Source organism: Parabacteroides sp. D25 (genome assembly GCF_000307475.1).
In the GTDB taxonomy this organism is placed as follows: Bacteria; Bacteroidota; Bacteroidia; order Bacteroidales; family Tannerellaceae; genus Parabacteroides; species Parabacteroides distasonis.
Map to the genome: position 1 here is coordinate 367,197 of NZ_JH976501.1, position 12,805 is coordinate 380,001.

General features: G+C 43.4%; 7 protein-coding genes and 1 pseudogene. 1 reads left to right on the plus strand and 7 read right to left on the minus strand.

Annotated features, from left to right (window positions below):
- Window positions 1-62: 62 nt before the first annotated feature.
- From HMPREF0999_RS05075 to HMPREF0999_RS05105, 7 genes are all read right to left on the minus strand, one after another.
- Window positions 63-656 (minus strand): hypothetical protein, encoded by a 594-nt coding sequence (locus tag HMPREF0999_RS05075; RefSeq protein ID WP_005859604.1) that lies wholly within the window; start codon window positions 654-656, stop codon window positions 63-65.
- Window positions 646-1,779 carry a 6-bladed beta-propeller gene (locus HMPREF0999_RS05080; RefSeq protein WP_005859602.1) on the minus strand — a complete coding sequence of 378 codons (1,134 nt, stop codon included), beginning with the start codon at window positions 1,777-1,779 and terminating at the stop codon, window positions 646-648. The genes HMPREF0999_RS05075 and HMPREF0999_RS05080 overlap by 11 nt, the downstream gene beginning before the upstream one ends.
- A gap of 5 nt (window positions 1,780-1,784) precedes the next feature.
- The gene (locus tag HMPREF0999_RS05085; RefSeq protein WP_008779155.1) at window positions 1,785-2,024 is read right to left on the minus strand and encodes a hypothetical protein; all 240 of its coding nucleotides are present in this window, start codon (window positions 2,022-2,024) and stop codon (window positions 1,785-1,787) included.
- A 254-nt stretch (window positions 2,025-2,278) separates the two neighbouring features.
- Window positions 2,279-4,339: a transcriptional regulator gene (locus HMPREF0999_RS05090; RefSeq protein ID WP_008779156.1), complete on the minus strand. Its 2,061-nt coding sequence runs from the start codon at window positions 4,337-4,339 to the stop codon at window positions 2,279-2,281.
- A gap of 77 nt (window positions 4,340-4,416) precedes the next feature.
- Window positions 4,417-7,635, minus strand: a complete 3,219-nt coding sequence (gene carB / locus HMPREF0999_RS05095; RefSeq protein ID WP_005859594.1) for a carbamoyl-phosphate synthase (glutamine-hydrolyzing) large subunit — start codon at window positions 7,633-7,635, stop codon at window positions 4,417-4,419.
- A 348-nt stretch (window positions 7,636-7,983) separates the two neighbouring features.
- Window positions 7,984-10,275 (minus strand): S8 family peptidase, encoded by a 2,292-nt coding sequence (locus HMPREF0999_RS05100; protein WP_009275344.1) that lies wholly within the window; start codon window positions 10,273-10,275, stop codon window positions 7,984-7,986.
- Window positions 10,272-10,688, minus strand: coding sequence for a hypothetical protein (locus HMPREF0999_RS05105; RefSeq protein ID WP_005859592.1), 417 nt, complete (start codon window positions 10,686-10,688; stop codon window positions 10,272-10,274). Before HMPREF0999_RS05105 ends, HMPREF0999_RS05100 begins: the two co-directional genes overlap by 4 nt.
- A gap of 359 nt (window positions 10,689-11,047) precedes the next feature.
- Between HMPREF0999_RS05105 and HMPREF0999_RS21755 the strand changes: the two are divergent.
- A pseudogene (locus HMPREF0999_RS21755) lies at window positions 11,048-12,758 on the plus strand (AAA family ATPase).
- Window positions 12,759-12,805: the final 47 nt, after the last annotated feature.

The window sequence follows — 12,805 nt, forward strand, 5'->3', positions numbered from 1 at the left end:
CCTCCTTCCCATCCTCGTTAACAGCCTGCGGCTTAATATCGTACGATCAACCGCAATAAGATCTACCACATTTTTTTTATCTCTTCCAGATAAATTAAAGTAAGTCGTGGGAGTGGTTTATTGTGAATATGTAAATATTTAACACATAAATCTTTATCCATAATGAATAAGAAAGGAGCGAAAGAATCTTCTAGTTCCATAGGTAGCCCTAAATTCTTATTATGTAAGCTCAATAGTTTTTTCCCATAGCAATCGTTTCTTAATCGAGCAGGATAATCAGGCGATACGAAAACTATTTTTGTTTTTATTTCCTCGTCTGTAAAAACCTCGTTCATTATATCGACAACTGCATCGATACAAGGAGGACATGTTTTCTCTGAAAAACAAAAGAATAATTTTTTATCATTACATAAATTACTTAAGGAGAAAGAATCTAGAGAGTCTGTTCCCCAATAGGCTATTTGATCAAGGCATTCATAGTGTTCATTTTTTAGTTCTTCTCTTTTAAGGATACCCAGACTTTCTTTCTCGTATTCAAAATTGTCAACATACACATCCTTCGGGGATTTTCTAAAATGATTCACGCATTGCATACAAATTATGCCTGCCAGTATCCCCAAAAGGAAAATATAAATTGTATTCTCGTTAACCTTCATTTTTGAAAACATATTTTACTAAGACAGGATTCTCTTGTTCCGAATGTGATTGAATAATTCTTTGCTGATCCTCATTTCTTAACTTCTCGGGAAATAGATCATTTAATGGAAGCCCTCCTTCCGGAGTACAGAGGATGAAGTCTTCTCCGAAGTAGATCGGGTAAAGTTGCAAGCCCTCCTTGGTTCGCTCGAATTGAAGCAAGTCATGGTTTTTCCTGTTATAAAACAGTTGGATGTACTTGTTTTGGCGGACTACCATGGCGTATCGATATCTGCTGTTTTGTCCCTGAGAGTCTATTATATAATTTACGCTCTTAGAGGAATAGACATCCTTCGCGTATTGAATTATTTCTTGCTTGCTCATATTGGGATGGAATTCTAATTTTTCGATGTCATTATTTAAATCACCAAAATCCCAACGATAAAGCTCTGTAAAGGTCGCTCCCGATAGTGAATAAATCGTATTAGTCAAAGACCTTCGAAAAGCGTGTGGAAATGGAAATACACCCCTACAAAATACATCTTTTATGTCTTCAGGAAAATATTCATCGAGTATCTCGTTTCTTGATAGGGAATAAAACTTCAAGCGATGGTCGTAATCGTATGTGAAGAAAGCTATCGTATCCTTGTTTTGGAACTGTAGGCTGTTGTAGGCCCCCGCTATTTCAGGAAGTTTCTTTTTCTCGATGAACTTGCCCCCTAGATCATAGAAAAAGAGAGCGTTGCTGACGGCGCAAAGTACTACAAGGTTCCTGCGGGTCGTATCGATCGCGAAATCTGTTAAGTTTAAATACTCACCCGGGCCGTTTCCTTTCTCGTTAAGCGCGAATTGGAAATGTCCCTCCCTATCGAAAACAAAGATTTGGGATCTCGAATAATCGTGAATATAATATCGATCCTCAAAAAACTTGATTTGGGTTATATTACGGATCAGCGATTCTGGCGTTGTCTCTAACGGAATGAGTTGGATCTCAGAAAATAGATCTTTAGTGGAGATCTCGTCTCGCTCGTCCAAATTCACGGTGATGATATCTGATTCCATATTTTTCTTATCCTTCCATCCCGTACAAGAAAGAAAGAAAAATATGGATATCATCGAAAAATAATAGATGATACTTTTCATGCTTTTTAATCTGGATAACAATGATGTTCTTGCATTCCTGAGAAATAACAATGCACATAATAAATACCACTTATCCAATCTACATTCCAGCAAGTCCCCTCATATCTGCCGCAGCTTATGACTGGGCCTTGGTCGCCATCCGGGCAAGCATGATCATCACTGTCACCTTCTGCTAAAACATCTACGTTTATAGCGAAAAAGATCAAACTGATTAACGCCGTGAATTTAAAAAATCTCTTTCCCATACATCATTAAATTTAAGTGAAACAAAAGTTTGAATACAAATATATATATATTGATAGTGTAATGATTTCCATGTGAAAATTTCCCGGAATAAATTATTCATGTTAGATGTTGAGTTTGTCGAGAGATCATTTTCGGGAAGAATTTTTTACTTCAATACGATCTTGTAGCTTTCTTCCCCTCCGGTAGCCATGTGCAATTGGAGGACGTATAACCAACCCGTCGGGCGTTCTGGTGAGATTCTCGGAAAATATTTTTAGTAGTTCATCAGGAAATCGACAAGATTCGTATCCCCATCAAGGGCTAATCGCTTTCTTAAGCGGTATCTTCTTAGCTCGATAGCCCGTACGGATACATTCATTAACGATGCGATCTCCTTCGTGGAAAGGTTCATGCGGAGTAAGCAACAAATACGCAAATCGCCTGCCGTTATATCTGCGTATTGCTGGCGTAAACGATCCATGAAATTCTGGTGGGCGCTATTGAAATAGGTCTCGAACTGCACCCAATCCGCTTGATCGTTCAAGGTAGATTCGATCAAGGAACGTAAACGGGTATATAACTTATTGGGGTATCGGTCACCCAATGTCTCTTTCTGCTTATCCAGTTCTTCCAACAAAGCTTGGATTGCCTCGTTTCTTTTTACCAAAGCTGTTGTCTGGAGAGTAAGCTCATTGTTTTTGTTTTGCAACTCCGTTTCCAGCATCTCGCTTTTCATTTGTTGAAGCCTTTGCAGTTCGGCTTGTCGCTCTGCCTCCAGCTTTTCTTGTTCTTTTTTCCGCAAATTCCTTAAATGGTACCGAAGTCCTTCTTGAATGGCGAACCATATCAAAGCGACGTAGATCAAATAGGCCCATACGGTATTATACCAAGGAGGGCGCACCGTGATTTGCATCGTGATCTCGGGAAACGGCCCACGGGTTACATATTTACGTACCCTTAGCTCATAAGTTCCTTCCGGAAGTTGTAAGAAGGTAATTTTGCCGTCTTTCTGCCAAGAAGACCAATCGGCGGATACCCCTTCCAGCTTATAACTGATTTGGTGATTAGGGGTGAATACCGTTGTTCCGATGTATAGCGAGAGTTCTTGGAAGTTATGGGGCAGGTCGATTCTTTGCGTGTCCGGATATAAATAATGTGTACCTTCTTGATCTTGATACTCGATGCGCATAAACCGTGGCATCGTCAATCCTCCTAGGCTTCCCTCTATTAATTGACGAGTGTTGATTAATAGGGTTCCTTGCATGGCAGATACCAAATCAAGAGAATCATTCAAGGGGATGATCCGTTTGCCATTGGTTACCAGATTCAGATCGTAATTATCGAATAGGATCCGGCATTTTAAAGTTCCTGTACCGTTTTCCCGATGGAAGAGTCCGGCCTCATTCTGGATCGTGAGCCAATACAAATTGTCTGGAACCGGGTAAATACTTTCTGCGTTGGCGAATACGCTCAATACGTCTTTATTCTTAAATAAAGAGCTTACCGATAAATGATTATCGGTCGTATCCGGATGGATATATGAACGTCCGATCTCATCGGATATCGGGGTAAACTTATCACCAAACATCAGGCTCCGGCTGAAGTAGCCGACATTGGTCCGGATATAGAGGCGGTTATCCTCTTTTACAGCGTCTTCCAACTTTCCGATCTGGCTTCTTTTACCTAACATGGCGATGGGAGGATTGATATCTATTTGGGAGATACCATTATCCAAGGCGACCCAGATTAAATTATTATCCTGTACGCAGATGGAGCGTACGATATTATCTTGTAACTGATTATTGATGTTGAGATGTTGAAAGATCTCCCCTTCGTCGTTGGTGATATAAATACCGGACGTAGATGTTCCCGTGAAATTGAGACCTCCGGCGCTAGCGAAGGAAGTTGGGTGCTTCTCCTCGATTTCTTTCGGGATCGTGTAATTCGTCTCGGGATCATCAAAATTTATATATGACGGGAGCGTATCGATCGGATGGTATTCCAGATTCCCGAGTTTGTCGTATAGCCAATAGCCTAACGATGATTTGCCTTGGGTATAGATAGAATCGTTCTGGAAAGATACTTTATAAATAGGGGTTTTATCCGGTAATGGATATGTGTTCCATGTATTCCCGTCAAAAGTAACCAGACCGGAATTATTAGCTACATATAAGATGCCATGATAGGAAACCGCTAAATCCCAATTTTGGCAACTAGCCTTGTAATCGTCTACGGAATAATTTTGTACGAGGATAGAGGGAGCGACCACAGACGCACGCAAGGCGAAAACCGCCAGTATAGATAATAATATGATAAAAGGTAGCCGTCTGTACATGGTCTTTAAACTATAGAGACAAGGCATAAAGCCTTGTCTCTTTCTATTACACGCATGCAAATATAATCAAATTTTGATTATTTGTACTCCTGCCAGCTCTTAATCTGAATATCTTCTACGTTCATATTGCAGAAAGCGTCGATAAAGGCGCTGGCCAGACGGGCGTTCGTGATCAATGGAATGTTATGATCGATCGCCGCACGGCGGATCTTATAGCCATTGGTCAACTCACGTTTGCTATGATCTTTCGGGATATTTACTACCAATTCGAAAGCGTGATTGCTGAACATATCCATGATGTTCAAATCACCTTCCTCATCCGGCCAGCAAACTGCGGTTGCCTTGATTCCGTTGTCGTTCAGGAACTTGGCGGTTCCGTGCGTACCATAGATCGTGTAACCCTTGGCATCCAGCATGCGACAAGGCTCCAATAAATCGACCTTGCTCTTAGCTGCGCCGGAAGAAACTAAAATGTTCTTCTTAGGAATACTGTTGCCTACGGCGATCATGGCGGAAAGCAAAGCCTCGTTGAAATCGTCGCCGATACAACCTACCTCGCCGGTGGAGCTCATGTCCACACCTAATACGGGGTCTGCCTTGTGCAAACGGGCGAATGAGAACTGGGAAGCCTTGATACCGATCCAGTCGATATCGAATGCGCTCTTATCCGGTTTCGTATACGGAGCGTCCAGCATGATGCGGGTAGCCGTCTCGATAAAGTTGCGTTTCAATACTTTAGATACAAACGGGAAACTACGTGAGGCACGTAAGTTACATTCGATTACTTTCACGAAGTTATTCTTCGCCAAGAACTGGATATTGAACGGACCGCTGATGTTTAACTCCTTCGCGATCATCTTGCTTACTTTCTTGATACGACGGGCTGTCTCGAAGTAAATCTTCTGAGCCGGGAACACCAAGGTAGCGTCACCGGAGTGAACACCGGCGAACTCGATATGCTCGGAGATCGCATACTCAACCACCTCGCCATTCATAGCGACAGCGTCGAACTCGATCTCTTTCGTTCCTTGCATAAACTCGGATACGACCACCGGATATTCCTTGGAAACCTTAGCGGCCAAATCCAAGAACTCAATCATCTGCTCTTTCGTATGGCAAACGTTCATCGCCGCACCGGACAATACGTAAGACGGACGGATCAAGATCGGGAAACCTACTTTCTCGATAAACGCGTCGATCTCTTCCATGCTGGTAAGCTCTGCCCAACGAGGTTGGTCGATACCTAGCGAATCCAACATCGCGGAGAATTTATGACGGTTCTCGGCACGGTCGATTGATAGCGGGGAAGTACCCAATACCGGAACATTCTGGCGGTAGAGTTTCATCGCCAAGTTGTTCGGGATCTGTCCACCTACGGAGACGATTACGCCCTTCGGCAATTCCAGATCGATCACGTCTAGCACGCGCTCGAATGAAAGCTCGTCGAAGTAAAGACGGTCGCACATATCGTAGTCGGTAGATACGGTCTCCGGGTTATAGTTAATCATGATCGATTTATAACCTAGCTTACGAGCGGTCTGGGCGGCATTCACCGAACACCAGTCGAACTCAACGGACGAGCCGATACGGTAAGCTCCGGAGCCCAAGATAATCACGCTCTTCTCATTCGGGTAGTAGGTGATGTCGTGCGGCGTACCGTCGTAAGTCATATATAGATAGTTGGTCAATTCCGGATGTTCGGAAGCGATCGTGTTGATACGTTTCACGGTAGGGAGAATGCCCATTTTCTTACGCAAGTTGCGTACGCGGATATTCTCTTTCTCCATATTGCCTTCCGGGCTCTCTACGTAACGAGCGATCTGGAAGTCTGAGAAACCAAGGCGTTTAGCCTCTTTCAATACATCCTCCGGAAGATCCTCGATCTTGTTGTAGCCTTTCAATACGTTGGCGTAATCCACGATATTCTTCAAGCCTTCCAAGAACCAGCGTGTGATCTTTGACAACTCATGGATCTTGTCTACGCTATATCCTTGTTCCAAGGCTTGCGCCACGGCGAAGATACGCAAGTCGGTAGGGTTCGCCAACTCCTCGTCCAAGTTATCGAAGTGGATATCGTTGTTACCTACGAAACCATGCATTCCTTGTCCGATCATACGAAGACCCTTCTGCATGATCTCCTCGAAGCTCTTACCGATCGACATGATCTCGCCGACGGATTTCATGCTGGAACCGATCTGGCGGCTGACACCCACGAACTTCGTCAAGTCCCAACGCGGGATCTTCACGATCATATAATCTACCTCCGGCGCTTTGTACGCGGAGTTCGGGGTACCCATCTCGCCGATCTCGTCCAATCCGTAGCCCAACGCCAACTTAGCGGCGACGAAAGCCAATGGATAACCGCTGGCCTTGGATGCCAAGGCGGAAGAACGGCTCAAACGAGCGTTCACCTCGATCACGCGGTAATCGCAAGTCTCGGAGTTGAAAGCGTATTGGATATTACATTCACCCACGATACCTAAGTGGCGGATCGTCTTGGTAGAAAGTTCCTTCAACAGGTCTAATTCTTTCTCGGTCAAGGAGCAAGTCGGAGCCACTACGATACTCTCGCCGGTGTGTACGCCTAGCGGGTCAACGTTCTCCATGCTCACTACCGTGAAGCAATGGTCGTTCTTGTCGCGGATCACCTCGAACTCGATCTCTTTCCAACCCTTCAAAGATTCCTCGACCAAGATCTGGGATGAGTAAGCGAAAGCGCTTTCCGCCAAGGTGCGAAGCTCGGCCTCGTCCTTGCAGATACCACTGCCCATACCACCTAATGCGTAAGCGGAACGGATCATTACGGGGAAACCGATCTTGTAAGCGGCAGCCACGGCGTCGTCCATGCTTTCTACGGCTTGGCTGATCGGGGTCTTCACTTCTATCTCGTTCAGTTTCTTAACAAATAGGTCACGGTCCTCGGTGTACATGATAGCCTCAACGGATGTACCCAATACTTTCACGCCATATTTAGCCAACGTGCCGCTGGTGTAAAGTTGAGTACCGCAGTTCAAAGCGGTCTGGCCGCCAAACGCCAATAGGATTCCGTCCGGTTGTTCTTTTTTGATAACTTCCTCAACGAAGTAAGGAGTGATAGGCAAGAAATATACCTTATCGGCTACTCCCTCGGATGTTTGGATAGTCGCGATATTCGGATTTAGCAATACGGTACTGATCCCTTCTTCTTTCAGAGCCTTTAACGCTTGCGAGCCAGAGTAGTCAAACTCCCCGGCCTGTCCGATCTTCAGGGCACCCGAGCCCAGAACAATCACCTTTTTGATATCACTTTTCGACATAGTAATTTGGGTTGTTTTGTTTATTATAATGATTTTAGAATATTATACCTTTATATTATATCACCGGACCGCTGGACACAAAAAAAATGCGTTAGTAAAAGTAACCAACGCATCTTATATAACCAAATTATAATCCCGTAAAATAGAGAAAAGAGCCTCAACCTCCGACATATAACCGGAATAGAACTTCGGATTATCCTTATGTGTCTTGTTTGTCATCTGCTCTCTCTTCAAAATTTCGGCAAAGGTATGGATTATGTCTGAAAGAACAAAGCTTAAATGCGAAAATCTATGCTGAAATAGTATTGTCTGTGTTTAACAGCCTCTAAATCCAGCTTAACACATCCATTATTTAAAAACAATCTTATGTGTTTCATAAGTATCATTGCCTATTTGGAGTCTTAATACATAGATGCCCGAAGGTAATGTATTAAAATCTAAGAGATCTCCTTCTCTCAAGAATGTCCCCTCCCTTACTAATGCTCCGGTTGATTGGTTATATAGAGTATAGGTTGGCCTAGTCTCTAACATAACACTGAATTGATCTTGGATTTGAGTTTCTTTTGAAATATTAACCATATGAGTGGATGAGGAAGTTGAAACAGAATAATAATATCCCGTAACAGATACTGTTTTTATCACATAAGACCCGGGTGTTCCACAAGTGCTGGTTGAACGACAGCCCACAATATAAGTTCCTGGTGCGGAGAAGGTAACACTGTTTGAATACCGATAGGCAGACATGCTAGCCGTGTTTGGACTGACCATCCATTGATAATTCCCTTCGTCTTCCATAAATATAGGGCTAGCCGTAAAAGATGCACTACCACCAGCCCCTACTTGATCCGGACCGGACACGGAAGTTATGGATGGGGCACCGATAGAAACAGTTTTCGCTACAGAAACTGAAGAGCCATTAGGAAGTACCACATTCGCATAAATCGTACCACTCATTGTTCCTCCCGGATTAGAGATAGCCCGAACCGTGATTGAATTACTATTCTGTCCTCCACTTACAATTTGTAGGCCACTGGTTCCTAATGTCCAATTCCCCTTATAATTACGATTTAACGTGTAGGTTTTATTTCCGGTACATGGCACTAAATTATCGCCGGATATTTGGGGATATACTTCTCGGACAGCCGCCTCTGCATCAAGCAAACCATATCCCATATTGGCATTCCAAGTTCCAAATGGATGTCCTGAAACTGTTGAGTAAGAATAAGATCCAATTTTTCTGGCAGAGTGTCCAAGTATATTTCGAACTTCAGCTTCTGTCAATTTTGGATTAATAGATAGTAGGAGTGCTGCAACGCCTGAAACTTGAGGGCAACTCGCTGAGGTTCCTCCAAAAGTAGAGAGATAATTTCCGGGGTAAAGCCCGGCACTCCCCATTAAATCCAATGTGCGAATATCCCCTGTATAATCCAAGGCACCAGAAGGTGCAACCAGATTAATTTCTGAACCTCTTGCACTATAAGAATACAAAGCACCATTTTTATCAACTGCGCCAACTGCGATAACCCCATTAACAGTTGCGGGAAACGAAACAGAGGAACCAGAATTTCCTGCTGCAAAAACAACTACACATCCCAGTCCACCGCGTCCATTCGTTCTAGCATTATTTATGGCTGAGGTAATTGCATCAGCTACAGAACCACCCCAAGAGTTACTAATAACATCTGCTTCAGCATCATCCCACGCATAATTTATCGCAGCTGCAATATTAGAACTAGATTGACTATAAAATATATTAACAGGGACTATTTTCACTAGAGGGGCAATCCCTGCTATACCTAAATTGTTATGAGAAGCTCCAATAATACCAGCGCAGCATTCTCCATGTGGATTATTTGAGACTGGTGCTCCATTCCCATTGGCTAAACCCGGCGTAAAACCCGGCAAAAGTCTATCACCCAGATCCTCATGCCCTGCCACACCTTGATCGATAACAGCCACTTTTATCGAAGAACTACCTTTTGTCATACTCCAGGCTTCAGGAGCATTAATATCGATATTCCACGTCCCACCTAATTGTCCCGTATTATTTAAATAATATTGTTCGCTATAAAGAGGGTCATTCAGAAATTGAGTTATTCTCATTATAAAGTCAGGATGACAAAAATCGACCAAACCATTCTCATATATTATATTGGCATAAGTTAAAACATCAAACCCTTGATTCACGGATAATGTGTAAACCCCATATTTAGTTTGATCAACAACTTCTACTATCTCATTCATACCTGCTAATATAGAATCAATACTTACGCCATTTTTAGGCTTAAGCAGTATATGATTAGTTACATACAATGTATCTGTTCCATTTACTAAATAAGCAGGAGAAGCTCTTTTCACTAAAGGATCCGACTCGTATGCTTTAAAATCATTTTCAGAAAAGATATTGGATTTATTTTCTTTTACAATGATGTTCGGCGATATTTCATTAAATCCCTTATAATCCGAACTTAGCATTGGAGTTCGGATTAAATCGGCTTCTATATTCAACACAAGGTGTGATGAGTCTGGGGTTAAAGCGATTTTCCTATTTTGTGACCAATAATATTGCGCATTAACATCGCAATGTATTGAAGACAAAAGCACAATCACTAAAAGATATATCAAATTATTTGTTTTCATTCCAGTTCGTATTTAATTATTTCAACATTTTCAGCAATATACATAGGGACTTTGTTCGAAAGATATTCAGAGTTTGGGTCCCGTGGGTCATAAGATTCCGAAGGGTGAGGTATGGTAAAAGCATCCAATATCACACCATCTATGGCTGGATCATAAGCTCTACAATTGAATTTTATTGTATAGGCAAGCTTAACTGTACGATTATCGGGGATATACAGTTGTATGGCATTCGAGAAATTCAAGCCGGTTACACCAAGCTTCGGACCTTCATGAATTGCTACAAGACAGATATTATTATTTTCGAGCGCAATCATGCTTACAAAGCCGACCAGCCTATCATCTTTATCACAGCTTATACATACTATGACTAAGAAAAATGCAAGTCCTGTTATTTTTGTTTTTAGTTTTTGCATATAGTTGAATTTTAAGTTAAACAAATTTATTGGATAGTCATGTAACTGATGAATTAATTGAGAGGGACCGGATAAGTGATTATACCGGTTTTTTTCATTTTCGTTTGCTATATTGCAATATAGCTATACGAAAAGCGACCTGTAAGCAGAATGATAAACGTTATCTACGTTCTAGTATGTGCGCAAGTTATCAAAAAAAATTAAGCGTGCAAGAAAAAAATAGAATATTTTAGGTCCTAGATTCAACTAGAAGTGAATATTCAGAATTATAGTTTCGCCTAGCCTGCCTCGTGAAGGATATAACTTTATCTCACTTTTTATTTTTATCTTTGTGCGACTAATCTGAAAAAAGAAAGCTTATGGCACGGATAACGATTCCTTATGCGGTAGCGGATTTCGTAGATTTACGGGAACGTGGTTATTATTATGTGGATAAGACCGATTTCATCCCGAGCTTGGAAGATTATAACGCTCCTGTTTTCTCCGTCCCCGGCGTTTCGGCAAGAGTTTGCTTATCTCTACCTTGGCGTGTTACTATGACCGCACCAAGGCCGATCGGTTCGAGGAGCTGTTCGGCAGGACTTGGATCGGTGAGCACCCGACGGAGGAACATAATCGGTATATGGTCGTGCGCTATGATTTCTCCAAGATGGTGATGGCTGATGACATGGAGGGGTTGGAACGGAATTTCAATGACCTGAATTGTTCTGCGGTGGAGATCATGGTGACGCATAACCGGGACTTGTTTTAAGGACTTCCGGTTCTCTAGCCGTGGTGATGCTTCCAAGATGCTTGAGGAAGCTTTGGGGTACGCCCGCGAGCATGGATTGCCAAAAGTGTATGTGCTGATCGATGAGTACGATAATTTCACCAATCAGCTATTGACGGCCTACAAGGATCCGCTCTATGAGCAGGTAACCACGAAGGACAGTTTCCTGCGCACCTTCTTCAAGGTGATCAAGGCGGGTATTGGCGATCCGTACCTGTTTCTGCACGGGGGTTCTTCCCGTTACGATGGATGACTTGACAAGCGGATATAATATAGCGGAGATCCTGACCTTGGAACCGGAATTCCTGAGTATGCTGGGCTTCACGTATAAGGAAGCGGAGGTCTACTTGCGTTACGTGCTGGATACCTATACGGAGGGGCAGGATCGGTTCGATGATGTTTGGCAATTGATCGTGAATAATTACGATGGTTATCGCTTCTTGCCGGAGGCCGAACCCTTGTTCAATTCCACGATCCTGACCTATTTCTTCAAGAAATTCGCCGTTCGTAAAGGTGGAATCCCTAGTGAGCTGGTGGATGAGAACCTGCGTACGGATATCGGTTGGATCCGTCATCTGACTCTTTCCCTTGAGAACGCCAAGGAGATGCAGGACGCCTTGGTGATCGATGATGAGTTGTCCTATAACGTTTCCGACCTGTCCAGCAAGTTCAACAAGAGGAAATTCTTCGACAAGAGCATCTATCCGGTCAGCCTCTTTTATCTGGGCATGACCACGCTGCGGAGTAATTACCGCATGGTGCTGCCCAACCTCACGATACGCAGCATCTACATGGACTATTACAACGAGATGAATCATATCGAGGGAAATGCCCAACGCTATGTCCCCACTTACGAGCGTTTCACCGAGGAGCGTCGTTTTGAGCCGCTGGTGCAAAACTACTTCGAGCAATACCTCGGTCAGTTCCCTGCGCAGGTGTTCGACAAGATCAACGAGAATTTCATCCGTTGCTCCTTCTTCGAGCTTTGTTCCCGTTACCTGAGCAGCTGCTATACGTTCGCCATCGAGCAGAACAATTCGGCGGGACGTTCCGATTTCGAGATGACCGGTATCCCCGGCACGGACTATTACAAGGACGACCGGTTGGCGGAATTCAAGTATTTCAAAGCGAAAGAAGCGGAGCGCATGCTGGCGCTCAGCGATCCCCGTCCCGAGGACGTGGCGCAAGTGCTCGCCTACGCCAAGGATACCAAGGTGAAGTTCCCACACTATCATGTCCGTTCCTACATTGTATATATCTGTGCCAACAAAGGATGGAAATGCTGGGAGGTGACTCCGTGATATTATTCCAATTGCTTTATTAATAGTACTTTGTGGTGCCAATGATG